Origin of the sequence: Agrobacterium sp. NPDC090283, from assembly GCF_044769685.1 — a bacterium.
Classification (GTDB): Bacteria; Pseudomonadota; Alphaproteobacteria; order Rhizobiales; family Rhizobiaceae; genus Agrobacterium.
In genome coordinates this window covers 39,900-64,510 of the sequence record NZ_JBIVYG010000005.1, presented here as the reverse complement: position 1 = coordinate 64,510, position 24,611 = coordinate 39,900, and the positions used below count along the sequence as shown (strand labels likewise).

The following is a 24,611-nucleotide window of genomic DNA, read 5'->3' as shown; positions in this document are numbered from 1 at the left end:
TCTCCACGTTGCATGTTTGGAATCATTCCAACAAGCTGCGTACCGTCCGAGTGTTTCACACGGATGACGGGAGGATGAGCTTCAAACATGACTGTCTGAGGACAGAATTTACCCATTTTCCCTCAATACGGGAGAAGGATACGGGTGAGCAGGAACCCTTCGGAATGGCAGAAGCGGAAGGCAATCTCCGTTCCGCTGCGCCATTTTCCGTTAAGGTCGGCCGTCAGGCGCAGCGAGGCCGAGCCGTTTGCGTCGAAGCCGGCTAATTCGGCCGCCTCGAAAAAGAAAAACCGCTTCACTGTTGGATAAAGCGCCTTGAACAGGCTTTCCTTGGCCGAAAAAATCAGCCCGGTCATGAAGGGGTCTATGGCGTTGCCGAGGTTGTGGCGCTCATTTTCCGTCAAGGCCTGTCGGGCGATGTCGCGGGCCTCGTCTTCGCTCAGAAGCCTTTCAATATCGATACCGATGCCGCGGAACCGCCCGGAAGGGCCGGCAAGCGCAATCGCCCGGTCGTGGCTGTGGGAGATCGCGCCGACCACGCCTTCGGGCCAGAGGGGCGCGCGGTCCTCACCCATGCCGGGAAAGGTGGTGCGGCCGGTGAGGCGGCGGATCGCTTCCGCCGCGCATCTGCGCCCGGCGATGAACTCCGCCTTGCGTTTTGGCACCGCGCGTAAAAGCTGCGGCGGCAAGGGAGGGACCTCGCCGCCGCCGCCTTCATCGGCGCTGTAACGAAGGGTGAGGCAATGGCAATCGCAGCTGTCGTCCGGCCAAGGCCAGATGGCCTCCGGTGGATCGCCGGAGACGACTTCGCGATGAAACGCCGTTGCAACGGCCATGTCCGTCACCCTCATTCAGCGGCCTAGATCATGATGAGAGCGGGTTTCAGACAAAAACCGCTCTCATTTTTCGCGATCCCGCTTCCGTTCAGGCCGCAAGCGTGGCGCCGCCGTCAACGACGATCTGCTGCATCGTCACATGGCCGGCCTGATCGGAGGCGAGAAACAGCACCGTATCGGCGATATCGTCCGGCCGCGCGATCTTGCCGAGCGGAATGCCGAGCTTGAACTGTTCGGGCAGGCCGGCGACCAGCCGCTGTTTGCCGGCGGGATCGCTCAACATGCCGGCAAGCATCGGCGTATCGGTGGAGCCCGGTGAAACCACGTTGCAGCGCACGCCATAGGGCGCGAGCTCAAGGGCGGCGCAATGGCTGAGGCTGACCAGCGCCGCTTTGGAAGCGCAATAGGCCATCATGCCGATGCGCGGCACGACGGCTGCATTGGAACCGACATTGACGATCGCGCCGCGCCGCTGTCGCTTGAAGATGCCGCTCCATTGCCGCAGCATATGGAAAGGCCCGGCGGCGTTGACGTCCATGCAGGCTTTCCAGTCTTCCGGCGTCAGGCTTTCACTGTCACCGAGCCGCAATATGCCGGCGGCATTGACCAGAATATCGAGCCCGCCCCATTCGCTTTGAATTGCCTTGCAGACGGTTTCCACTGCCGCCGCGTCGGTGATGTCGAGCGCGATCTGGCGGAAGGGCGCTTCCGCCGTCTCGGCCCGAAGGTCGAGGCCGATGACCTCGGCCCCTTCCTCGATGAAACGTTCGGCGATGCGGCGGCCGATGCCCTGGGCCGTGCCCGTCACCAGCACGCGCCGTCCGGTAAATCTCTGTTGCGTCATCTTGTCCGTCCGCTCAGGCTGCGAGCCGCTTTTCTTCGATCAGCGCCCACCAGGCGGAGAGTGTGGGCACGCGGGCGAGCTCGTCAAAACCGACGGTCACACCGCGTTCCTTCAGCTCGCCGGCGAGCTTCATCACCTGTAGCGAATCCAGCCCGTAGAAGATCAGGTTCTCATCGGGGTCGATATCGCTTTCGTCCTCGACCATCTGCAGGACGCGGGCTTTCAGCCATTCGCTGATATCACCGGCCTGGCCGGCACCGACAAGGCTGGCGGTGTCGATCACCACGCCGCAGCGCGTTGCCACATATTGCAGCGCCATGCGATGTTCGGCCTCGGAAAAATCGGCAACCCCGTCACCGACCATGAAGGGCTGGATATCCTTCATGAAGGCTTCCACCGCCGTCATCATGCAGCCGATATGGGCATAAACGCCGCCGACGATGATCTGGTCGCGGCCCCAGCCCTTCATGCGTTCGGCTAGGTCGGAACGCTGGAAGGCGCTGTAACGCCATTTGGTCAGCACCACGTCGTCAGGCGTCGGGGCAAGCTTGTCCACCACCTTTTGCAATTCGGGATCGACGACGGTGAGACCCGGGCCCCACATGTCGTTCAGGAGCGCGCGGTCGCCGGGCGGCTGGTTATGCGGCTGGGCGGTATAGATGACCGGGACGCCGTTCTGAACGGCCCATGCCTTCACCTTGGCGAGATTGTCGATGAGGGTGGTCATCAACTTGCCGTCGGCCTCGTAGAACCGAAGGAAATAACGCTGCATGTCGTGGATGAGGAGCACGGCGCGTTTCGCATCGGGCTGCCATTTTGTCTTGTTGGCCGGAAAGCTCGCGGCGACCGGCATCGGATAGTCGGAAATGGTGGGGATCGTCATGATGACCTCGGTATTTTGCTGCGCCGGCGCATGCGGCGCGTAATCTTGGAAATTTGGGACGCCCTTTAGAGCGTCCCTTTCGATTTGTGCTGCGTGTCAGGCGCTGATGGCGATGGGTGACGTCAGCAGGTCGCGCAGGCGCTTCTTGTCGATCTTGCCGACGGCGGTGAGCGGCATCGCCTCGATGAAGCGCACACGGTCCGGCAGCTTGTAATCCGCGACGCCGAGACCGGCGAGGTGCTGGCGGATGGCCGGCGCCTTGAGCGACGGGTTGCGGGAAACGACGAAGACGCAGCTTTTTTCGCCGAGAAGCTCGTCCTGCATCGCCACCAGCGCCGCATGGGTGACGTCCGGATGCCGCAGGATGAGGTTTTCCACCTCTTCCGAAGCGACCTTTTCGCCGCCGCGGTTGATCTGGTCCTTCACCCGGCCGACGACGCGGAGATAACCTTCCGGCGTGCGCTGCACCACGTCGCCGGAATAATAGAACCCATCCTTGTCGAAGACCCGGGCGCTGTGTTCGGGGGCACGGTAATATCCCCGGAACGTATAGGGGCCACGGGTCGCCAGCATGCCGGCTTCGCCCTCGGGCACGTCGTTGCCGTCCTCGTCGACGATGCGGATTTCGTCGTCGGGGCTGATCGGCCTGCCTTGTGTGGTGAAGACGATATGGTCGGGGTCACCGAAGCGGGTGTAGTTCACCAGGCCCTCCGCCATGCCGAACACCTGCTGCAGGCCGCAGCCAAGCATTTCCGGCACCTGGCGGGCCAGCGCTTCGGCAAAGCTTGCACCGCCGACCTGCAGGAGCTTGAGGGATTTCAGCCTTTCACGATGCGCAGGGGCCACCTGCAGCCACAGCGCCACCGCTGGCGGCACCAGCGGCACGATATCGACGCCGTGTTTTTCGATCAGATCGAAGCAGGCCAGCGGCTCCGGATTGGCAGCCATGACCACGGCACCGCCGGCGTGGAACACCCCAAGCGCGCCGGGTGAACTCATCGGGTAATTATGCGCCACCGGAATGGCGCAGAGGAAACGGGTCTCAGGCGAAAGTTCGCAAATCTCCGCGCTGGCCCGGGCGCTGTAGTCGTAGTCGTTATGCGTCCGGGGGATCAGTTTCGGCGTTCCAGTGCTGCCGCCGGAAAGCTGGAACAGTGCCACCTCATCGGCGGCGGAGGGGGCGTAAGCCGGTGGATTTTCAGCCGGGGCGGCCAGCCGCTGCTCCAGGCTGCGCTGCGGATCGGTTTCGCCGAGCAGCAGGGTCACGGCAAGCCCTGGAGAGGCCGCCTTCAGCGCGTCGACAAATGCGTCATCGGCGAAAAGCTCGTGGCTGCGCGAGGCAATCACCAGCTTCGGCGCGATCTGCTCGGCATAGGAGGTCATTTCCAGCCGGCGATGGCTGAAAAGCGCATTGACGGGGGCGGCGCCGATTTTGATGAGCGCGAAAAAGACGAGATAGAACTCGGCTATATTCGGCAATTGCACCAGCGCCGTGTCACCCCTGCCGATGCCCGCGGCGGAGAGATGTCCGGCCAGATTGGAGGATTGCCGGTCGAGATCGGCATAGGTGAAACGACGGTCGCCGCAGATCAGCGCTGTGGCGTCCGGCCGGCGCTGCACCTGTTCGGTGAGAATGCCGCTCAGCGGCCGGTCGATCCAGTAGCCGCGTTCGCGGTATCGGCGAACGAAATCCTCGGGCCAGCGTTGGAATTCGATTGTCATGGTTTGTCCCTGGAAAATTAGGCCGCAAGACCGCAGGCGTTCAGCATGGTCTTGAGCTTGGTCTGCACCTCGGCCCATTCGGATTCGGGCTCCGAGGCCTCCACGATGCCGGCACCGGCGAAGAGCCGCACGGTTTCCCGCTGCACGGTGCCGCAACGGATGGTCACCACCCATTCGCCATTGCCTTCAGAATCCGTCCAGCCGACCATGCCGGTGAAGAGGCCGCGTTCGAAAGGCTCGACGAAGCGGATGAGGCGATGGGCGCGCTCGGTGGGGAAGCCGCAGACGGCTGGCGTCGGGTGCAGCAGGCAGGCAAGCTGCAGCGCGTTGGTCTCGGGATCGGCGAGGCGGCCTTCGATGCGGGTCGAAAGATGCCAGAGTGCCGCCGTGTTGATGAGGGAGGGTTTTTCGGGAACATCGAGTTCCGCGCAGACCGGCGAAAGCAGCGAGCGGATATCCTCGATGACGAGGCTATGCTCGTAATGGTCCTTTTCCGAAGCCGAGAGACGATCCGCATTGGCCTTGTCCGCCGCCGGATCGACCATGCGTTTTGCCGATCCCGCCAGCGGGTTCGAGATGATTTTCTCGCTCTGCTTGCGAATCAGCAGTTCCGGGCTGACGCCGATCAGGTCGCCGCCATCGGGCAGCGGAATGCGGAACTGGTAACCTTCGCGGTTCTGTTTGGCCAGACTCGCCAGCAATCTTTCGACATTGACCTCGGAGGCGAAAGTCAGTTCACGCATGACCGAAAGCACCGCCTTGCGGACCTCGGAATGGCGGAAATTGACGATGGCATGTTCGACGGCGTGCTTGAAACCGCTCTCGTCCGGCACGCTGTTCTGGCCGACAAGGGCGGGCATGGCCGAATCGGCGACGATCGGCTCGGCATCCTTGGAATTCCATTCATAGTTGTATGGAATATACAGGCATGACGGTTCGCTGACATCGAAGGGGATAGCGCCGATGGCAATGGGGTTCTCCTGTCCGTCCCGGCGCGCACGCTCGAAGGCGCCTGCCAACGCCTGCTGCAGCGGGCTGGCAATGTCTTCGCCGCCACGGGCGGGAATCGCGATCTTTTCGCGAATGCCCTTGGCGCGCAATTGCCCGCTGCCGGAAGTAAACAGAAATTCTCTATTAAATTCAGTAATTTCGTCGGATTCGACGTCATTCGTCCTGAGTGCTCCCGTTTTCATGGGATGCCTCCTGTGCGAGTGGTTGACGATGGCTTATACTTGAGTATGCTAATCATGTTTTGTCAACCGGTTCAAATTCACATGCTAAATTTAACCCCCATGCAGGTGGCCTATTGGGTCGGCCGCGAGGCGGATGGAATACTCGGGAAAGTTACGCCCCATCTCTATCTCGAATTCGACGGGCAGGCGGTGGATGCGGAAAAACTGGCCGTTGCCGTCGAAAGGCTCGGCGGGCGTCACCCCATGCTGAGCCTCAGGATCGATGCGGAAGGCCATCAGTCCGTCGATCCTGCCGGCCGGCCGCTCCGCCTTAATGTGGAGGACATGACCGCGCTTCACTCGGAGGCGCTTGCGCGCCGGCTTGAGGCGAAACGCGAGGAATGGAGCCATCGCCGCGCCGATCTTCGGGTTGCTGCGCCGGCGGCGATCTCGCTCAGCCTGTTGCCGGGAGAGCGTTGCCGCCTGCATGTGGATACCGATATGCTGGCCATCGATCCGGCCAGCGTGCGGATCGTGATGGAAGACCTTGCCCGTTTTTACGAGACGGCGTCAGGCGCAGACGAAACCCGGACTTACGAACCGGTAACGCCGTCCTTTTTCGACTGGGCGGAGCGTCTCGCATCCGATCCTGACTTGAGGGGCCTGCGCGAGAGGGACCGGTTGTGGTGGCGGCAACGGCTTGCCGATGTTCCGGACGCTCCGCCGCTGCCGTTTCTGCCCGATGATCCCTCGCGTGCCGTTCACACGGACCGGCTCGCCACGACGCTTTCGGCGGCCGAACGCGGCAGTCTGGAGCAGACGGCGCGGCGTTTTTCCGTGACGACATCGACCCTTCTGCTTGGCGTCTTCGCAGTGGCGCTGTCGCGGGCGGCCGGGGCGGAAAAATTCCGGCTTTCCGTGCCGGGCTTCTGGCGCGCGCCGCTGGTGCAGGGGGTCGATGACATCGTCGGTGAGTTTTCCAACGTGCTCGTGCTCGGCGTCGACATCAGGCCTGAAGAAAGCCTCGAAGCGCTGCTCGGCCGGTTGTTCGGTGAGATGACCGGGCTTCTCGCACACCAGTCCTATCCGGGCGTCAGCGTCATGCGCGATCTCTCCCGCCAACGCGGTGGTTTGCAGACCTCGCCGGTGGTCTTTACCGCCGGGGTCGATCTTGCGGGCGGAGAGCTGTTTTCGGAACGGGTGGGCCGGGTGTTCGGTCCGATGGTCCACACCGTCTCGCAGGGGCCGGGGGTCGCGCTGGATGCACAGGTGGCGGCGCTGGATGGCGGGTTGCTGATCAACTGGGATGTGCGGCTCGATGCGCTGCCGGAAAGCTGGCTGCGCGCTTTGTTCGAAAATTACGTCGCCCTTCTCCGCCGGCTCGCCGAAACCCCCGATCTCGCTTGCGAAAGCGTGGAGCGATTTGTCGCACGGCAGTCGGAAGCGACGGCCAAGGCAAAAGGAAAACCCATGGAACGTCCTCTCTCACCGCTGCAACAGGCCTATCTGCTCGGGCGCGGCACCCACCTGCCGCTCAGCGGCGTGGCGATGCAGGAGTTCCGCGAATATCGCGGCAATATCGACCCGGAACTGCTGCAGTCGCGCCTAGCCGCAATGGTCGCGAGACATGAAAGCCTGCGCACCCGCATCGACGAGCGGCGTCTGGTGCAGATGGTCTCCGACGAGCCGAAGATCAATCTCGATCTCGTCGATCTTTCGGCCCTGTCTCTTCCGGAAGCCGAGGTAAGGATCGAGACCGTGCGACGGGATTTTTCCCATGCGCATTTCGATCTCGCAGCCTCTCCATGGCAGGTCACGGTGTTTCTTGTGCCGGATGCCGGGGCAACGGAGCATAAGGTCGTGGTCTTCCTGCGTTTCGACGCGCTTATCCTTGACGGGCGGGCCATTGCCAGCCTCGCGGCGGAACTCTTCGATGGCGTCCTGCCGCCAGAAACCGTGGCTGCGACCGCAGCGCCGAAGGAGGATATTTCGGCTGCCCGTGCCGGGGATGCCGCCTATTGGGCTGAAAAATTGAAAGATGCCGAAGTGCCTTCGCAACTGCCGTGGAAAGCACCGCTCGAAACCATTCCCACGTCCCGTTACAGTCGCCAGAGCCTGACTGTCGAAAAACAGCGTTTCACCGCCTTTTCGCGGATCGGCGCGAAAGAGCGGCTGTTCAAGAATTCGGCGCTGACGGCGGTGATCCTCGATGTGCTCTCGCATTGGCTCAATGAAGGCGCGCTCGTCGTCGGCATCCCCGTCGCGCCGCAGGTGGAAGGGGCTTTCGCCAACCGCTCGAGCTTCATCGCCATCCAATGGGATGCGGCGAGGAACAGCTTTGCGGAGCGGGCGGCGGGCCTCCAGAGAGATGTGCTGGAAGGGCTGAACCATCTCGCCTTTTCGGGTATCGATCTCAATCGTGTACTTCTCAATGCCAATCCCGGCGGGCTCGCCTTGCCTGTCGTGATCACCAATGGTCTGACCTGGCCGACGCTTTCACCCGAATCGACGATGCGATGGACCGGCGGACTGACCCAGACGCCGCAAGTGGCGCTGGATTTCCGCTTTTCGCAGAACCCGCAGGGCGATCTCGTTCTCGATATCGATTATGCCGAGCAGGCTATCGATGCGGCCATGGTGGCGGATATTCTCGAAGCCATCGAGCACGCGGTTGGCGGGATCGTGGAGGGCGGCGCCTTCTCCTTCAACGCCCGCGATATTGTCGACCTGTCTCACTACCGGCTGAACGGCGACGAACGAGGCTTTGTCTGCCCGCCATTTCTGGAGCGGATCGCCGCTCATCTTTTCGAGGGCGACCCGTCGAGGACAGCGCTGGTCAGCGGCAGGCGGCGCATCGCCTATGGCGAACTTGGAGAGATGGTGGCAGGGGCGATGGCGGGCCTCAAGGCGCGCGGCGTTAGCCGGGGCGATGTCGTGGCCGTGTGCCTGCCGCGCAGTCCGGAACATACGGCCATCACGCTTGCTGCAGCACTTATGGGTGCCGTCTGGGTGCCGGTCGATGCCGGCTCGCCGGAGGATCGCCTGCGCTATTTGCTGACCAATTGCCGCCCGGCCGCCATCGTCGCCCGCAGCGTTCCCAAGGGTTTCGATGCTGTCGATCCGGCGGCGCTTCTGTCCGCGCCGGCTGGCCCACCCGTTACCATGGCGGAGGTAGCGGCGCTCTCCCGAAGCGAGGAGCCCGCTTATTATCTCTATACGTCAGGCACGACAGGCAAACCGAAATGCGTCGTGCTTTCCAACCGCGCCACGGCCAATGTCATCGGCAGCACGCTTGCGGAATGGGCGGTGACGGATAGCGATGTGTTCATGTCGGTCACGCCGCTGCACCACGACATGTCCGTCTTCGATGTTTTCGGCGCGCTTGTCGCCGGCGCGACCCTGGTGCTGCCGGAACCCGGAGAGGAAAAGGATGCGGTGCGCTGGAACGAGCTGGTGGCCGAACATGGCGTCACGCTGTGGTGCTCGGTGCCCGCCATCCTCGAAATGCTTCTCTCCTGCCGCCGGGGTGACCAGCTTGCCTCGCTGCGGCTCGTCGCGCAGGGCGGCGATTACATCAAACCTGTCATCATCGAAGAGCTGCGCAGGCTGAAGCCCGACCTGCGGCTGATATCGCTCGGTGGGCCGACGGAAACGACGATCTGGAGCATCTGGCACGAGATCGTTGCGGAAGATGTCGCGGCCGTGCCCTATGGTCACCCGCTGCCCGCCAATCGCTATTTCGTCCTCAACGATCAGGGCGGGCATTGCCCGACCGGCGTGGTTGGCCGCATTCATACGGCCGGCGTGAATGTGGCGATCGGCTATCTCGAAGATGGCGCGATTACCCAGACGGATTTCGTGACCGTTGCCGATCCGGAAGGAGAGCCGGTGCGCGCCTTCCGCACTGGAGATCGTGGCCGTTATCGGCCGGATGGCAAGATCATGTTTGCAAGCCGCGTCAATGGCTATGTCAAGGTGCGTGGCGTGCGCGTTTCGCTGCCGGATGTGGAAAACGAGCTTATCCGCCATCCTTCCATCCAGCGGGTTCTGGTGGTGGATTATGGCGTTGAGCAAAAGGGCGAGGCGGCCATCGGCGTGCTTTATGTCGTTGCACCCGGCCTCGAACTCTCCAGCGCCGATCTGCGCAATTTCGCCCGCGGCCATCTGCCGGAATCGCATGTGCCCGGCCGGCTCCTCAAGGTCGACGATCTGCCGCTTTCGGCCAATGGCAAGCCGGATCGGCGTCGCGCCCGCGAATTGCTGACCGAGGGGACCGGTGGTGCGGAATCGGCAAAAATCTCCGCCCCTGCGGCCCTCGCCGTCGATCAGGGCGACCGCCGGGTGCTGGAGATCTATCTCGGCGTGCTGGGTAAAAAACCGGCGAATGTCGATGCGAACAGCGACCTCTTGGCGCTCGGTCTTCTGCCGTCGCATCTGAAAACCGTCTCGGCGGAAATCCGCACGGCCTTCGGCGTGGAGCTCACGCCGCAGCAGCTTTTGCGATGCCGCAACGCCAGACAGGTGACCTCGCTTTTGGCCGCCCGGGCGGCGTGAACGCAATCATTTCGGGCGGGATTTCGCGCCCGATAACGGAAATAGTTCAAGGAAAAACAGATGGCGCATATCGATCCTGCCGGCGGCTGGCTTCCACTGACGCAGCCGCAACTCGATTTCTGGGAGGAGTTTTCCTTCCATCCCGACGAGCCGGTTTCCACCGTCGCCCATTACATCGATCTTTCCGGTGCGGTGAATGAAAGCGCGCTCCTTCAGGCGATCAAGCGCACCGTGCGCGAATCCGAAGTCCTGTCGATCCGTTTCCGTATCGGCGACGACGGCGAGACGCCGCAGCAATGCTGCGATCCAAGCCATGCCCCGGTGGTGGAGCTTGTCGATCTCCGAGGCGATTCCGCCCCTCTGGAAGAGGCGCTGCGGCGCATGAATGCGGATGTGGAAGCAAGGCTCGATCTTAGAACCGACAGGCTCTCGGCGCAGCTGCTTTATCGTATCGCCGACGATCGTTACCTCTGGTACATCCGCGCCCATCATATCGTCGTGGATGGCTATGGGCTGACGCTGGTCGAGCAGCGCTGCGGCCAGCTTTACGGGCACTATTGCGGCAAGGGCGAAGCGGGTCCGGATTTCCACCCCTTCGGTGATTTCCTTGCCGAAGAGGATGCCTATAAGCAAGGCCGGCGTTTCGAAAAGGACCGCGATTTCTGGGCGGCCTATCTCGCCGCACCCGCCGAACTGCCGGTGCTGGACAAGGATTGCGAGGATTATGGCGGCGGCGGCCTGCATGCGGATGCGGCCTTGCCGCCGGGTTTCAGCGCGCGGTTGCAGCAGGTGGCGGGCGCATTGGAGATCGGCTGGCCGGACCTTCTGGTGCTGCTCTCCGGCCTTTATCTCCATCGTGTCCTGCCGCGGCCGGATCGCGATGTGCTGACCCTGTGGCTGCCTTTCATGAGCCGCTGGGGCAGCGTCGGCGCGCATATGCCGGCCATGCTCGTCAATATCCTGCCTTTCCATCTCACCATCGAGCCGGGCGAGAGCCTCGGTGCATTTCTGAGGCGCAACGCCGCCAATCTGCGAAAGCAGCGCCTGCATGGCCGCTACCGCATCGAGCAGATTGCCGCCGACCGGGAAATCCCCAAGGGCCGGCGCTTTTTCTTCTCGCCGCTCATCAATGTCCTGCCCTTCAGTGCGCCGGTCTTTGCCGGGCTTGAGGTTATCAGGCACATCCTTGCCAATGGTCCCGGCGACGGCTTCAACCTCACCTTCCGCGGCGAGGATGACGGAAGCGAGCTGAACCTGCATATCGATGCGGATTCGGCGCTGACGCAAGCGGAGGATTTCGCCCGTTACCGCGAGGAACTGCCATTGTTCCTCAATGCCATGCTGCGCGAGGAAGCGCTGACGCTTGCGGCGGCTGAGGCGTCCACGGCATTCCGTCTGGCGGTTTGAGGGGGTGACGACTGTGGGTGAATGCCAGGCCGGCTTCAGGGTGTGAGGCCGGGCATACGTTGCCGATAAAGACGGACAATCCCTTTTCCGTCATGCCGGACTAGATCCGGCATCCAGCCACGGCGCGTCTGCGCCGTGAAAGGACTCTCCCGCGATCAAGGACTTGATCGCACTGGACCCCGGACCAAGCCCGGGGTGACGGCGTGCGGATGCAGCGGCCGCGCCAATACATTCTCATCAGCGTTCATAGGCAAAAATAACCCGGCTCCGCTAAGGCGAAGCCGGGTTTTCCTTGCCCAGGTCCGGCTCAGGCGAGTGTCGTCAGCACGCGGCTCGAAGCGCCGGCTTCGGCAAAGCGGCTGAAGACGCCGCTCGTCGTGTTGCGCAGCCGCTCGACATCCTCAGGGCCGTAGCGATCCGCACGGTAGCTCATCAGCACACGAATGGAACGCTCGCCGCCGATCATCTCCTCCATCACCTCGAATTGCAGTCCCAGCATGGATTCGTGCTTGTCGGGGTCGATCTGGCGGAACTCCACCGGCTTGCCATCCGGTCCGGCAAGGGTGCCGTTGAGCTTGTTCTTGGCGTGGATCTGGATGAAGACCTCGAACAGATGGTCGCGGCCGGGCGTCATGCCCAGCGCTTCCTCGACGAGATCGATCGGGATTTCGCTATGTTCCAGCGAGCCGTTGATGGTGTTCTTCACCGAAGAAATCAGCTCTCCGACGGTCATGGTCTCGCCGAAACGCACGCGATGGGCGACGACGGTGGTGAAATAACCGATCGTATCGAAATAACCGCTATCGGTGCGGCCCGAAGCCGAGGTGCCGACAACGAGATCGCTCAACCCGCCGAGATGGCGCAGGGACGCGGCAATGGCGGCGTATACCACGTTGAACAGCGAGGCGCTGTTCTGCTTGGCAATGGCGTAAAGCCCGTCACTGACATGTTTTTCCAGCTTGAATTCGATCCAGCCGCCTGCCGGTGCTTCGTCCTGCGATGCCTCGTGCGGCGTGCCATCCTGTCCGTTGAGGGTAAGGCCTTTCGGCGCATCCCGCAGCATGTCGGTCCAATAGGCAAGGTGGCCGGCATTGACGCCTGAAGCGACCTGTTTTCTCGCAAATTCATGGAAAGGCGCCGGTTTCGTCGCAAAGACCGGAGCTTTGCCCGCCGCCCTTGCCCGGTAGGCCTCGGTCAGTTCGTCCATCATCAGGTTCACCGACCATTCGTCGAGCACGATGTGATGGAAGAGGAAGGAAAGCACCTGGCGGCCGGTCTGCGCATCCCGCAGGAAGCGAAGCCGCATCGGCAGTTCACGCGCAAGATCGAACCGCCAGCCGGCTTCCGCGTGCCGGTCCACCCCTTCGCTTTCTTCGCTGGTCCAGAACCATTTGTAACCGGGCAGATCATGCATCGGTACGATCTTCTGCAGAACCGTATCGTTTTCGATGTAGAAATGGGTGCGCAGGCCGGGATGGCGCTCGATAATGTCGAGGAAGGCGCATTCGAAGGCATTCTCATCGACGGGATCGAGGAAATCGAGCGCGAAGGGAATGTTGAAGATTTCGCCGAAACCGAAGGCGGCATAGGCCTTCCAGAGCGACATCTGCGCCAGCGACAGCGGCGCGGTGAGCGAGCCGGTCGCCGTTGCCTCGGCCTGCGCGGGTGCGGCGGTTTCGAGCCGGGTCGCCTGTTTTGCGAGCGAGGCGGCGGTCGGATAGCTGAACAGGTCGTTGAAGCGCAGCTCTATGCCGTGATTGGCGAGAAGGCGCCCGATGATGCGCGTCGCAATCAGCGAATGGCCTCCGAAATCGAAGAAATCGTCATCCGGCCCCATATTGGGCGAGACGAGCGCTTCCCGGAATTCGGCAAGGATCGTTGCAACGGTGTCGTCGTCGTTCTGACCGGAAGCAGCCGGCGAAAGGGCTGCCTGCACGGGTGCTGCCGCGACGTTTTGAGGGACGATGTTTTGAGGGACGATGCCGGAAAAATCCGCGCCGCCTTCAAGATGGCTGACGAAACGTTCCAGCAGGAAGGCCGTCGCATGCGGCGATGTCTCCCTGCCGCCCGTCAATTCGAGGCGGATATCGCCGGCGGCTGTCGGGCCGGCGGCGAGCGTCAGGCCGAGACCGGATTGCAGGGAGGGCAGGGGCAGGTGCTCGAACTGCAGGCCATGCTCCGATATGGCCTGAACGGGTGTCGCAAGCGCCTGCAGCGTGAAGGTGGCCGTTCCGCCTTCATTGTCTTTTCGCTGTTCCAGTCCCGCCAGCACGGCTTTTTCAGCCTGTTCGGGGGATTGGCCGCGGGAAACCGATACTTTTGCCGCAGCCTCCGCTGAAATCGGCATTGCAGCGCCGGGCAGCAGGCGCAGGGTCACTGTTTCGGGCCCACCATTCGTTGCCAGGAAAAGGGCAAAGCGCGCACCGGCGCGGGCCAGCAGCGCATTTGCCGCCGTGGAGCTGTTGAGGCCGAGCAGGGTGGCGGGAAGATCGACGCCGTGGCTGTGGCTCGCCGGCCTGTCGACCCCGTTTTGCCGCAGCGCCACGACGGTCGAGCCGGAGGCCGGACGTTGCAGCCAGTGGAGCGGAAGCGGGTCGACGCTGTCACTTTCGGCCGCGCGCGGCGAAAGCGGCTTCGGCTCCTCCCCGGTGTAGGCGGCGGAAATGCCGTCCAGCAGGATTTGCGGCGAGAGGACTTCGCCAAGCAGGCCGTGGACCAGAAATGCCAGCAGGATTTCGCCTTCGCTCAGAAGCACGACGGCCTGAAACGGCGGATCGGTCTCGGCATCGAAGGGCCTTGCCTGAAGGTCGTGCAGCAAAGTCAGCGCCTCGCCTGCCGATGGAACATGCAGCAGTTGCACGATGGATGCGGACGGAACTTCGATGCTCTTGGCAAGCGTGCCGTCTTCGCCGAAGGCAAAACGTGCACGAAGCTCGGGCCAGACCTCGCAAACCGTCTTCAGTGCCGCGGTCAGACGCAGCAGATCGCACTCTTCACCGATGCGATAGGCGAGAAGGCCTCGGAAGACCTGATCGGGGTCCTGAAACTGTTCGAACCAGACCCGTTCTTCGTATTGGCTCGGCGGGGCTGCATCCCCCCTGTCGAAGGTTTCTTCGATGCGACGTGCGAGCATACGCGTATTGTCTGCTGCCATGGTCCTCTCCTTGGAAATATTCGGGAATCGCGCTCCGGCGCGAAAAGTGCTGTTTTGCGGGATCAACGTCCCGCGCGCGACCGTTCGATGAGCGCCTGCCAGGCGGCGAGCGTCGGCTGCCGGGCCAGATCGTCATAATCGAGCCGTGTCCCGGCAAGCTGCGAAAGCGGCGGTATCAGGCGCATGAGGGCAAGCGAATGAAGCCCGCAGCCGAACAGGTTGTCCCCCGGTTCGATATCGCGCACCTCATCGTCCAGAACCCCGGCGAAAAGGGCCCTGAGTTCCGTCATCATCGTTTCCGCCTCCAGCATGACACGCGCCGCGATTGCCGGTTCATTCATCGAAATGATCGTGAACGCCGCTGGCGCCGCGCCGCCAGTAACCGGAAGCGCGCGTCCATTTGGGATTGGCGCCGAATTCTTCGACCAGAAGGGCGCGAACCTCCTTCGCGGTTTTCGATTCGCAGGCGACCCAGCTGAAGAAATCGCCCTTCGGAAGTTCGAGCTTGCGCAGCGCGCCCGCCAGCGCGTCGTGGTCGGTTCCGTTTTCCGTCTTCTGCGTCACCCAGACGATAGACGCATCCGCCTTCGTTGTAAGCTCCAGGCGGTCCGCATCCGTCTCGACCTCGATCAGCGCCACGACGCGGGTGCCCTCGGGCATTTCCTCCAGCCGCCGTGCCAGCGCGGGAAGGCCGGTATCGTCGGCGATCAGCAGGTGCCAGTCATAGGTGAAGGGAACGGTGAAGGAGCCGCGCGGACCGGCGATCCATGCTTTGTCGCCCACCTTGGCGGCTCTCGCCCAGTTGCTGGCGGGGCCATCATGATGGGTGGCGAAATCGATGGCAAGTTCGCCCTTTTCGGCGTCGAAGCTGCGCGGCGTGTAGTCACGCGCCAGCGGGCGCGGCGCGCCTTCCGGGAATTCAATGCCGTTCGGGCCGATCACCGGCAGGCTCGGCTCGGTTTCACCGGGCTGGGCGAAAAACATCTTGACGTGATCGTCAAAACCGAGGCTCGCAAAGCCCTCCAGTTCCGGTCCGGTCAGGACGATGCGCACCATGGACCGGCTGAGCTTTTCGACACGCGCGACATTGAGCGCGCGCAGCGTGACGGTATAACGATGGCGTTTGGGAGTGCGGTCCGGAATGGGGGAATCTATCGTTTCTGGCATGCTCATGCTGTTGTCTTTCCTGGGATATCGCCGACGGGTTCGGCGGTCTCGCTGTCCCGGGTCGGCGTGCCGGTTCATCGCGCGTTGGGAATCTCATCCGGCGCGATATTCCGGCCTCGTTGCGTCAAGATGCGCGAACCATAACAGGCGGTTTCGGCCCCGGCAATATAACTTTCTCCAAAAACTCAAGTTTATACCCGGCACTTAAATCGTGCCGGGATTGGCCTGGGAGAACGATGCTCAGCGGCGGCCCGCCCAGCTTTCCACTTCATCCAATGTGTGCAGGGCGCTCGGAATGGAAGGGGTCGTGACCCTGGTGGAATCGAGGAAAACGATCCTGTTCTCGCGTGCCGGTTTCACGAAACGCTCCCAGCCGGGAATGATCTTTTCCAGTGCCGCGCGCGTTCCCGCCTCGCCACGGGCGGGGCTGGTATAGCTGTTCATCACGACGAGCAGATCGGGATTGAGCTTGCCGAAAGCATCGGCACTCAGCGGCATCATCAGGGTCGAGCCCATGCCGCCCGAAGAGGCGGCGTTGTCGATTTTCAGGCGGGTATAACCCAGATCCTCCAGTGCCTGCACCGCGCCGGACATGTCGCCCACCGCATTGATCTGGTCGGTCAGCAGGATCGCGAGATAGGTCTTGCCCTTGATATCCTCACCCAGCGTCTTTTTGACGGCGGCGAGCTTCGTATCATAGGTCTTCCGGCGCTCGGCAAAGACATCGCTTCGCCCGACCAGGGCGGCAAGATTCTCCTCGACGGTGAAACCATAGGCATGGCCGGTGCTGACCTTTTGCAGATAGACGGGGGCAACGGTGGAGAGCTGTTCGGCCTTGCCGCCATCCATTTCCGTCGCGACGATGAGGTCCGGTTGCAGCGCCCGCAGCTTTTCGAGGTCGATCTGGCCGACTGCCCCGAAACCCTTCGGTTTCGTGCGCCCTTCACCGAGAACGGTATCGACGAAATCGACGGCGGTGGCGAATTTGCCGTCGCTGTTGCGGCCATAGGCGCCGACCACATTGGCGCCGAGATCCATCAGCGGCACACCGAGCAGCGGCTCATGCATGACGACGATGCGCTGCGGCTTTTCCGGAACGGAGACGGTGCGGCCGGCGGCGTCGGTGACGCTGCGCTCGGCGGCGAGGCTCGTTCCGGCGGCCAGAAGGGCGGCGATGAGGATGGCAATTCGCATGGCATTCCCTTTATTCGATGTCTTCAGTGACTGTTGGTTCTGCGCAGCGCCTGAAGACGCAGCGTGAGGATGAAAAGCGGCACGCCGATCAGCGTCAGTGCAAGGCCGATCGGCATCGGCGTATCGGCGACAAGCCCGCGCGACAGCGTATCGGCGGTGACGACCAGAATGCCGCCGGTGAGCCCCGACAGGAAAAGCCTGGCGCGGCCGACGGCGGGCGAAACGAAGGTGGCGAGATGCGGGGCGATGACACCGAGAAAGGTCAGCGGGCCAACCGCGGTAACGGAGGAGGCGCTGAGGATCACCGCAAAAACAATGACGAGCGGACGCGAGTGCCTGACCGTTTCCCCCAGTGCCATGGCCATTTCATTTCCGAGATCGAAGACGGCAAGTGCGCGCCCGATGAGGAAAATGCCGGCAAGGCTTGCGGCAAAGAGCGGCGCGAAAACAGTGATGGTCGGCCAGCTTGCCTGAAACAGCGAACCCGCCATCCAGTCGGCCAGCGACAGCGAGGTTTCCGCCGGCGTATAGAGCAGAAGCACCGAGGAGACGGAGGAGAGCGCCGATTCAATTGCAATGCCCATCAGCAATATGGCAAGGCCGCTCGAGCGTTCCCGCCCGACGAGGGCGATGAGAAGAAAGGCGACAGCCAGACCGCCACCGACCGCCGCAAGCGCCACCAGCGTCTTGGGGGCCGTCGGCACCAGCACCAGAAGCAGCATGATGGTGGTCATCGACCCCTGGCTCAGACCGAACAGGCCGGGATCGGCGAGCGGATTGCGGGCGACGGATTGCAGCATCGCGCCCGCCAGCGCCACGCTCCAGCCAGCCATGAAACCGAGCAGGATGCGCGGCAGTCGCACCGTCCACAGCGCATAGGTCTGATCGTCGCCGAGATGCCCGCCGGCCAATCCGCGCAGGAGATCGGCGAGGCCCGTTTCGGTATTGCCGAGGCTGACGGACAGGGCGGCGAGCGCCAATGCCAGCACAAGCAGCGCAAGGCCGGCTTTCAGATTGCCGATGCCGATCTGCAGGCCGCCCGGCAGCCTGAGCACGGCTTTGCCGTCGGTGGCGAAATGCCGTTTCATGATAGCCCCCTTGCCGAAGGCGAAAGATAGAAGCGCTTGACGATGACGATGAAGACGAGGCCGCCGAGCAGATCCATGAATAGCCCGGTATTGACCACATAGGGCGCAAACAGGGTTTGCGCGCCAAGATCGGCCAGCACGCAGAGGCCTGCGCCGACAAGCGCGGAAGCCGGCAGGGCGAGCGTGAAATTCACGCCGACCAGCGGCCGGATCATATGCGGCACGATGAGGCCGACGAAACCGATCGGGCCGCAGATCGCCACCGCCGAGCCCGAGGCCAGCATGGTGGCGAAGAGCGCGACCCGGGAGATACGCGTGACGTTCACACCGGCGGAGGCGGCTTTTTCCGCGCCCAGCAGAACCAGCGTCAGCGGCCGGGCGACCGACAACAGGATCACCATCGCAATGGCGCCGATCCACCAGAAATCGGTGAGCCGTTCGGCATAGACATGGTTGATATTGCCGCCCACCCAGCTCAGGAATTCGGCGCGGCGTGTAGGGTTGGAGAGAAGCAGGGCGTTGGTCACGCCGATCAGCAGCATGGAAACAAGCGCGCCGGAAAGGATGAGCGACAGGCCGCGTGGATCGTTTGCCCGCCCGGCGAGACGCGCGACGACGAAGCAGGCGGCAAAACCGAAGCCTGCACCCGCGAGCGCGGCAAGGCCCTGTATTTCCGGCGAGACATCGAACACCAGCGCGCCGGCGATCACAAAAAGCGTCGCGCCGGCATTCAGCCCAAGCGTGGAGGGCGAGGCGAGGGGATTGCGGACAAGCCCCTGCAGCACGCAGCCGCTGACGGCCGTCGTCGCCCCCACATAGATCGCAATCAGCGAGCGCGGGATTTGCTGATAGAGAAGCACCGACTGCCCATAGCTGTCGGCCTCGCCGCGCCAGAGCGTCGCCACGATTTCGGCAAGCGGCATGTCGCCGGACATGACAAGCAGATTGATGGCAAGGATGGCGGCCAGCAGCAGCGCGGCGGCGAAAGTCAGCGTTATTTTCGAGGTCATGCCGGAATGGCCTGTTCCTGCCGCTCCAGCTTGGGCACGCAGATGAGCCGCCCCTGCCGGGAGAATATATCCGCTTCGAGATCGAAGACCTCGGCGACATTTTCGGGCGTGACCGTTTTTTCCACCGGCCCGGATGCCAGAACCCGGCCGGCTTTCAGCATGATGACATCATCGGCGAAAGTGGAGGCGAGGTTGAGATCGTGCAATACGACGATGACTGTCTTGCCATGCCTGTCCGTCAGTTCGCGCACGAGGCCGAGAACGGCATATTGATATTTCATGTCGAGATGGTTGACCGGCTCGTCCATGAGGATGACATCCGTATCCTGCGCCAGCACCATGGCGATGAAGGCGCGCTGGCGCTGCCCGCCGGACAGCGTGTTGACCTGCGCTCTTGCCTTGTCTTCCAGCCCGACGGTCTTCAGCGCCTCGGCGAAAAGCGCACGGTCGCGCTCGGTCGGGCCGCCTGCAAGACCGTAACGGGCGTAACCGGCAAGCTCGATCAGCTCACCGAGCGTCATATAGTCAGGGCAATGGCACTCCTGCGGCAGATAGGCGATGCGCCGCGCCAGTTCGCGCCGTCCGATCTCGCCGATCGAACGCTCGCCAAGCCTTATTGCCCCCGATGACAAAGGCACGAAACCCATGATGGTCTTCAACAGCGTCGACTTGCCGCAGCCATTGGGGCCGACCAGCGCGGTGACGCGGCCGTTCCGGAAACGGGCGGAAAGCCCTCGCAAGACGGGAACATGTCCATAGCTGGCGTGAAGGTCCGTGGCGTTAAGCACCGGATACAACTCCTGTTATTCATGCGCCCATGCGTCGAGACGCCGCACGGTCGTTATAAGTATTTGAATTTCAACATCGAACCCGCAGAAAAAGCATTTCTTTCCGGCGAGCGCGACGGTGTGGTCTTGAAGCGACACTAAACTATAGTAAAACTCTCCACAAATCGAAATTTGCCGATTCAACGTGCGGATTTCCTGCCGGTTATTTCAGTCGAGGTGCATCATGTCAGTCGCAGCCAAGCTTCATGTCGGCATGTCGCTGGCCCCAACCTGGCTCAGCGGCGAAGCCTGGCGACGGGCGGACAGCGATATAAACGGGGTGTTTTCCAGCGATTATTTCGTCGATCTGGCGCAGCGCGCGGAAGCCGCCCATGTGGATTTCGTGTTTCGGCCGGATACGCTTTTTCTGCGCACCGAGGGGCTGGAGACCGGCGGCGGATTTGCCAGCATGGACCCGACCATGCTTCTTGCGGCCATTGCGCGGGAAACCAGCCATGTCGGGTTGTTGTCCACCGTTTCGACCACATTTCTGCCGCCCTATGTGGTGGCCCGCCAGATCCAGTCGCTGAACTGGCTGAGCAACGGCAGGGCGGGGTGGAACATCGTCACGGCGCTGGAGGGGCACGAAAATTTCGGCCTGAAAGAGATGCCTTCGCCGCAGGAACGCTACGAGCGCGCCGCCGAATTCACGCAGGTGGTGAAAGAGCTATGGGCAAGTTTTCCCCATGAGGCGCTGAAGCTCGACAGGGAAAGCGGTCGGTTCGCCGATTCTTCGCTGGTGCGGCCGGTGGCGCATGAAGGCAGGCATTTCAGCGTCAAGGGCCCGCTCAACCTGCCGGCCCATGCCAGCCGCATTCCGCTGGTGCAGGCGGGCGCTTCTCCCGAGGGGCGTGATTTCGCCTCGTCGGTGGCCGATGCTGTCTTTGCCTCCGCACCTGACATGCAGGCGGCCATCGAACTCAGGGCGGATTTGCGGCGGCGTGCCGAGGGGCATGGCCGTAACCCAGACGGCGTGAAGCTGATGCCGGGTCTCAGCCTCTATCTCGCGGAGACCGGCAGGGAGGCGCTGGAACTCTTCGCGCAGACCCATGCCCGCGCCAATCGCGCCCGCGCCTTTGCCTCCATTCGCGATATGACGGGTCTTGATCTCACGGATTGGCCGCTCACGCGGATCGTTACCGCCTCCGACCTGCCGGCGGCGCCGGAAACACCGAGAAGCCGCACCCATGCCGGCCTGCTGCGCCGGCTGATCGAGCGGGAGACGCTGAGTGTTGAGGAATTATTGCGGCGTCCGGAAGTGATGGGGTCGGGCCATTGGCAGATCATCGGCACCGTAGACGATGCCGTTGAAACCATCCGCGAATGGGCCGCTGCCGGCGCGATCGACGGTTTTGTCGCGGTGCCCGGCGGTTCGGTAGCGTCCATGCGGCTTGTGCTGGAGCGGCTGCTGCCGAAGCTCGCCGATGCCGGGCTGTTCCGCACGGCCTATTCCGGCCGCACCTTTGCGGAGCATCTGGCCGAATAGGCCTATGTGCCACCGGATTCGGCCGTCGCCTGTCCGGCGGCTTCGATCAGCCGGGAAAAATGCTGCTCGGTCTCGGCGGTGGCCACGAATGATACGGTGGTGACGACACAACAGAGTTCGCCCTGGGCGTCGAACACCGGCGCTGCCTTGCCCGTCAGGGCGGAGAACAGATGTTCATTGAGTTCCGCGCCACCCGCGTGGCGGATGGTTTCCAGAATGGCGGCATCGGGACGGGAGCCGCGAAAGGCGGCGGGTTGCAGCCTGCGCACCGCGGCCACCCTGTCCGGCGGCAGGTAAGCCTGAAAAACCAGCCCACAGGCGCTGTTGTCCAGCGGCAGAACATCGCCCAGCGCCACGGTGCTGATGGAAAAGCTGGCGCTTCTCGCCCACCGCACCACGGTCGGGCCGCGCTCGGTCCAGATCGCCACGCCGCAACTGGCGCCGATCTTGGAGGCGAGCGCATTCATCTGGCGGCCGGCGGTTTCGACCGGATTGATTCGCCGGAGCGCACTGATGCCGATCCCCAGCGCTGCGGGTCCGAGATCGTAACTGCCGCTGGCGGGATCCTGTATCACCAGTCCTTCCCGCACGAGGCTCTGCATGTAACGATGCGCGGTGGAGCGGCCGGTGCCGGCGCGTTTGGCCAGCTCGCCCAGCGCGAGCGCCGTATCCGATCTGGCGAGCAGATTGAGGAAACGCGCCGCGATCGACACCGACTGAATGAGGGCAGAGCGCTTTTCGCCCTCGTTTTCCGGCAGATTGTCCGCATTGTCATCCATGGCGTTCAAGCCCGCTCCCCCCGTTTTGTCGAGCATGCCTATCGCATCGGGGCGGGAATCGGAATCGATTTCTGCGGGCTGCGCTGCGCTGTTCCCTTTTGAAACGCCAAGCGATGCGCAGGAAGCGGTCCATAAACTTTGTTGTAAATATGGCACATCCCGTTACGGAAGCCTTTTTGTCCGCAATACAGAACACATTCTCTATTGCGAAACAGATAACGCTTCCGTTACTTGAATATGACTTTAATACTCATGTTTCTTAGGGGTGTGTGATGGGGTTTAGCTCTAGCGGTCGTTTGATGAGCGGGGTCAGCGCTCTGACGCTGGCGACATTGTTTGTGACGCCGGTTCTCGGTCAGGATCAGCAGGCTGATGCGGCGGGCAACACCGTCTTGAAGCCGATCGTCGTGACCGGTGAAAAAGTGGCGCGCGACATGAAGAACACGGCGTCGTCCGTCTCGGTCATATCCGGCGAGAAAATCAGGAAGGAAAAGACCGGCGACCCGACCGTATCGGAAGCGATCAAGGATATTCCGAACGTCGTTTATACCGACAATGTCAGCGCCCCGATCATTCGCGGACAGGATACGCAGGGACCGAATACCGGCTCGATCGCCTTCTTCACCGGCACGGTGCCGCGCGCGACGATCAATGTCGACGGCCACTATCTCGGTTATAACGAGTTCATCTATGGCGCGAGCTCCATCTGGGATGTCGAGAGCATCGAGGTGTTCCGCGGCCCGCAGACCACCTCGCAGGGCGCCAACGCCATTGCCGGCGCGATCCTCGTCAACACCAAGGACCCGACTTTTACACCGGAAGCCAGCTATCAGGCGGAAATCGGCAATTATCACCAGAAGCGCGGTTCCTTCGCCTTTTCCGGTCCGCTGATCGAGGATGAGCTGGCGGCGCGCATGGCGATCGATTATTCCGGCCGCGATACCTTCATCGACTACATCAATTCCGCCTTCGCCCACGAGGGAACGGACCAGAACTTCAAGGAATTCAACGGTCGCTTCAAGCTTCTGTGGGAACCGTCGGAAGTTCCCGGTCTTTCGACCAAGCTGACCTATTCCTACAACGCCTCCAACCGGCCGAGCCAGGAAGCGGCGTCGCGCCCCTTCGAGGATCTCAACCACGTCACCACAACGATGCCGAATTTCAGCCAGTACACCAATACCGGCATTCTCGACATCAACTACGATTTCGAAAACGGCGTGAAACTGTTCAACCAGACGCAGTTCTCCTCGTCCATCGCCAAACGCCGGGTTGGCATTGCGAATAATGGCGATGCCGATGTCGACCTGAAGAACACCTCCCACGAGACGCGTGTGACCTTCGGCGATCAGGAAGATGTGCTGAGCGGTGTCGCGGGTATTTATTACGCGCATACCAAAGCCGACGAGATCCTTTATCTGCGCGGAACCTCGCGCTTCAACGATACCAAGGACAATCTCGGTCTCTTCAGCGAGCTGAGCTATCGCCTGACCGACCAATGGACCCTGACCGGTGGCCTGCGTTACCAGCAGGACCAGATTCAGCGCGCCGGTTACCGGACGCTGAGCGCCACCAGCAGAAGCTCGGTCAACTATGACGAAACCTTCTCGGAAATACTGCCCAAGGCGTCGCTCGCCTATGCCATCAATGACGACTGGACGGTGGGCGGCCTAATCAGCCGCGGTTACAATCCCGGCGGCGTCGCATTCGACCTGACGACCAGCAAATGGCGCACCTTCGACAAGGAAACCATCTGGAACTATGAGCTCTTCACCCGCGCCAGCCTGCTGGACGATACGCTGACGGTGAACGGCAACCTGTTCTACATGGACATGAAGAATGCCCAGTTTAACGTACCGGTCGTCGTCTCCACGGGCATCAGCGAATCCTATACCGTCAATGCCGAAGAGGCCCATGCCTATGGTCTGGAAATCGGCGCGGATTATCGGGTTCTCGACAATCTGACGCTGAAGGCCAGCGCCGGCCTGCTGAAGACGAAGATCGACGAGATTTCCAGCAACGCCGCCTATGTCGGCAAGGAATTCGCCAAGTCGCCGGGTTACAGCTTCACCATCGGCGCAAGCTGGGACGTGACGGACAAGTTCACCGTGTCAGGACAGGTGCGCCATCTCGACGGTTATTATTCCGATACGGATAACAAGGCTGTCTATGCGATCGACCCCTATACGATCGCGGATGTGCGGGCGAGCTACAAGTTCCAGGACGAGCTTGAATTCTACGCCTACGTCAAGAACGTCTTCGATGAGCGCGCACCGACACTGATGAAGGAAAACCGTGGCATTGGCGGCATCGAGGCCAGCATGACCGAACCGCGCATGTTCGGCATCGGCGTGCGCGGCACGTTCTGAGCCGTCACCTGAATTGAAAAGAAAAAGGCCTTCGAAGCGATCTTCGGAGGCCTTTCTGTTTCAAGGGGTATTGCTCCCGATGATACGATTTGAGCTTGGCTCAGAGGGTTGGCTCACATTTG

General features: G+C 62.3%; 17 protein-coding genes. 4 read left to right on the top strand and 13 right to left on the bottom strand.

What is annotated here, in order from left to right; genetic code table 11:
- Positions 1-122: 122 nt before the first annotated feature.
- From ACIQUH_RS09525 to ACIQUH_RS09505, 5 genes are all read right to left on the bottom strand, one after another.
- Positions 123-836 carry a 4'-phosphopantetheinyl transferase gene (locus ACIQUH_RS09525; RefSeq protein ID WP_400814151.1) on the bottom strand — a complete coding sequence of 238 codons (714 nt, stop codon included), beginning with the start codon at positions 834-836 and terminating at the stop codon, positions 123-125.
- An 88-nt stretch (positions 837-924) separates the two neighbouring features.
- Complete coding sequence (dhbA, locus tag ACIQUH_RS09520) at positions 925-1,680, bottom strand: 2,3-dihydro-2,3-dihydroxybenzoate dehydrogenase (RefSeq protein WP_400814149.1); 756 nt, start codon at positions 1,678-1,680, stop codon at positions 925-927.
- Positions 1,681-1,693: 13 nt separating this feature from the next.
- Positions 1,694-2,563 carry an isochorismatase family protein gene (locus tag ACIQUH_RS09515; RefSeq protein WP_400814147.1) on the bottom strand — a complete coding sequence of 290 codons (870 nt, stop codon included), beginning with the start codon at positions 2,561-2,563 and terminating at the stop codon, positions 1,694-1,696.
- Between the two features lie 96 nt (positions 2,564-2,659).
- On the bottom strand, positions 2,660-4,285 hold the full coding sequence (locus ACIQUH_RS09510; RefSeq protein WP_400814142.1) for a (2,3-dihydroxybenzoyl)adenylate synthase: 1,626 nt from the start codon (positions 4,283-4,285) through the stop codon (positions 2,660-2,662).
- A 17-nt stretch (positions 4,286-4,302) separates the two neighbouring features.
- On the bottom strand, positions 4,303-5,478 hold the full coding sequence (locus ACIQUH_RS09505) for an isochorismate synthase MenF (protein WP_400814139.1): 1,176 nt from the start codon (positions 5,476-5,478) through the stop codon (positions 4,303-4,305).
- Positions 5,479-5,559: 81 nt separating this feature from the next.
- Here ACIQUH_RS09505 and ACIQUH_RS09500 point away from each other — a divergent pair, with 81 nt between their 5' ends.
- The gene (locus tag ACIQUH_RS09500) at positions 5,560-10,011 is read left to right on the top strand and encodes an amino acid adenylation domain-containing protein (RefSeq protein WP_400814137.1); all 4,452 of its coding nucleotides are present in this window, start codon (positions 5,560-5,562) and stop codon (positions 10,009-10,011) included.
- Between the two features lie 60 nt (positions 10,012-10,071).
- Positions 10,072-11,418, top strand: a complete 1,347-nt coding sequence (locus ACIQUH_RS09495; RefSeq protein WP_400814135.1) for a condensation domain-containing protein — start codon at positions 10,072-10,074, stop codon at positions 11,416-11,418.
- Positions 11,419-11,725: 307 nt separating this feature from the next.
- On the opposite strand, the gene ACIQUH_RS09490 is transcribed toward ACIQUH_RS09495, so the two are convergent.
- From ACIQUH_RS09490 to ACIQUH_RS09460, 7 genes are all read right to left on the bottom strand, one after another.
- Positions 11,726-14,572 (bottom strand): condensation domain-containing protein, encoded by a 2,847-nt coding sequence (locus ACIQUH_RS09490; protein WP_400814133.1) that lies wholly within the window; start codon positions 14,570-14,572, stop codon positions 11,726-11,728.
- Positions 14,573-14,634: 62 nt separating this feature from the next.
- Positions 14,635-14,913 (bottom strand): phosphopantetheine-binding protein, encoded by a 279-nt coding sequence (locus ACIQUH_RS09485; RefSeq protein ID WP_400814130.1) that lies wholly within the window; start codon positions 14,911-14,913, stop codon positions 14,635-14,637.
- The gene (locus ACIQUH_RS09480; RefSeq protein ID WP_400814128.1) at positions 14,906-15,745 is read right to left on the bottom strand and encodes a siderophore-interacting protein; all 840 of its coding nucleotides are present in this window, start codon (positions 15,743-15,745) and stop codon (positions 14,906-14,908) included. The genes ACIQUH_RS09485 and ACIQUH_RS09480 overlap by 8 nt, the downstream gene beginning before the upstream one ends.
- Before the next feature lie 234 nt (positions 15,746-15,979).
- A complete protein-coding gene (locus tag ACIQUH_RS09475; RefSeq protein ID WP_400814126.1) occupies positions 15,980-16,933 on the bottom strand; it encodes an ABC transporter substrate-binding protein in 954 nt (317 codons plus the stop codon).
- A 23-nt stretch (positions 16,934-16,956) separates the two neighbouring features.
- Positions 16,957-18,021 carry a FecCD family ABC transporter permease gene (locus ACIQUH_RS09470; protein WP_400814124.1) on the bottom strand — a complete coding sequence of 355 codons (1,065 nt, stop codon included), beginning with the start codon at positions 18,019-18,021 and terminating at the stop codon, positions 16,957-16,959.
- Positions 18,018-19,031, bottom strand: coding sequence for a FecCD family ABC transporter permease (locus ACIQUH_RS09465; RefSeq protein WP_400814121.1), 1,014 nt, complete (start codon positions 19,029-19,031; stop codon positions 18,018-18,020). The genes ACIQUH_RS09470 and ACIQUH_RS09465 overlap by 4 nt, the downstream gene beginning before the upstream one ends.
- On the bottom strand, positions 19,028-19,828 hold the full coding sequence (locus ACIQUH_RS09460; protein WP_400814119.1) for an ABC transporter ATP-binding protein: 801 nt from the start codon (positions 19,826-19,828) through the stop codon (positions 19,028-19,030). The genes ACIQUH_RS09465 and ACIQUH_RS09460 overlap by 4 nt, the downstream gene beginning before the upstream one ends.
- A 214-nt stretch (positions 19,829-20,042) precedes the next feature.
- Here ACIQUH_RS09460 and ACIQUH_RS09455 point away from each other — a divergent pair, with 214 nt between their 5' ends.
- Complete coding sequence (locus ACIQUH_RS09455; RefSeq protein ID WP_400814117.1) at positions 20,043-21,344, top strand: NtaA/DmoA family FMN-dependent monooxygenase; 1,302 nt, start codon at positions 20,043-20,045, stop codon at positions 21,342-21,344.
- A 2-nt stretch (positions 21,345-21,346) separates the two neighbouring features.
- Here ACIQUH_RS09455 and ACIQUH_RS09450 read toward each other — a convergent pair whose 3' ends face one another.
- Positions 21,347-22,123, bottom strand: a complete 777-nt coding sequence (locus ACIQUH_RS09450; protein WP_400814647.1) for an IclR family transcriptional regulator — start codon at positions 22,121-22,123, stop codon at positions 21,347-21,349.
- Positions 22,124-22,422: 299 nt separating this feature from the next.
- Between ACIQUH_RS09450 and ACIQUH_RS09445 the strand changes: the two genes are divergently transcribed.
- Positions 22,423-24,489 (top strand): TonB-dependent receptor, encoded by a 2,067-nt coding sequence (locus tag ACIQUH_RS09445; RefSeq protein ID WP_400814115.1) that lies wholly within the window; start codon positions 22,423-22,425, stop codon positions 24,487-24,489.
- The last annotated feature ends 122 nt before the right edge of the window (positions 24,490-24,611 follow it).

Coding starts and splice junctions, on each gene's coding strand:
- ACIQUH_RS09525 (WP_400814151.1), bottom strand. CDS start 836: ATGGCCGTTGCAACGGCGTTTCATCGCGAAGTCGTCTCCGGCGATCCA.
- dhbA (WP_400814149.1), bottom strand. CDS start 1,680: ATGACGCAACAGAGATTTACCGGACGGCGCGTGCTGGTGACGGGCACG.
- ACIQUH_RS09515 (WP_400814147.1), bottom strand. CDS start 2,563: ATGACGATCCCCACCATTTCCGACTATCCGATGCCGGTCGCCGCGAGC.
- ACIQUH_RS09510 (WP_400814142.1), bottom strand. CDS start 4,285: ATGACAATCGAATTCCAACGCTGGCCCGAGGATTTCGTTCGCCGATAC.
- ACIQUH_RS09505 (WP_400814139.1), bottom strand. CDS start 5,478: ATGAAAACGGGAGCACTCAGGACGAATGACGTCGAATCCGACGAAATT.
- ACIQUH_RS09500 (WP_400814137.1), top strand. CDS start 5,560: ATGCTAAATTTAACCCCCATGCAGGTGGCCTATTGGGTCGGCCGCGAG.
- ACIQUH_RS09495 (WP_400814135.1), top strand. CDS start 10,072: ATGGCGCATATCGATCCTGCCGGCGGCTGGCTTCCACTGACGCAGCCG.
- ACIQUH_RS09490 (WP_400814133.1), bottom strand. CDS start 14,572: ATGGCAGCAGACAATACGCGTATGCTCGCACGTCGCATCGAAGAAACC.
- ACIQUH_RS09485 (WP_400814130.1), bottom strand. CDS start 14,913: ATGAATGAACCGGCAATCGCGGCGCGTGTCATGCTGGAGGCGGAAACG.
- ACIQUH_RS09480 (WP_400814128.1), bottom strand. CDS start 15,745: ATGAGCATGCCAGAAACGATAGATTCCCCCATTCCGGACCGCACTCCC.
- ACIQUH_RS09475 (WP_400814126.1), bottom strand. CDS start 16,933: ATGCGAATTGCCATCCTCATCGCCGCCCTTCTGGCCGCCGGAACGAGC.
- ACIQUH_RS09470 (WP_400814124.1), bottom strand. CDS start 18,021: ATGAAACGGCATTTCGCCACCGACGGCAAAGCCGTGCTCAGGCTGCCG.
- ACIQUH_RS09465 (WP_400814121.1), bottom strand. CDS start 19,031: ATGACCTCGAAAATAACGCTGACTTTCGCCGCCGCGCTGCTGCTGGCC.
- ACIQUH_RS09455 (WP_400814117.1), top strand. CDS start 20,043: ATGTCAGTCGCAGCCAAGCTTCATGTCGGCATGTCGCTGGCCCCAACC.
- ACIQUH_RS09450 (WP_400814647.1), bottom strand. CDS start 22,123: ATGGATGACAATGCGGACAATCTGCCGGAAAACGAGGGCGAAAAGCGC.
- ACIQUH_RS09445 (WP_400814115.1), top strand. CDS start 22,423: ATGAGCGGGGTCAGCGCTCTGACGCTGGCGACATTGTTTGTGACGCCG.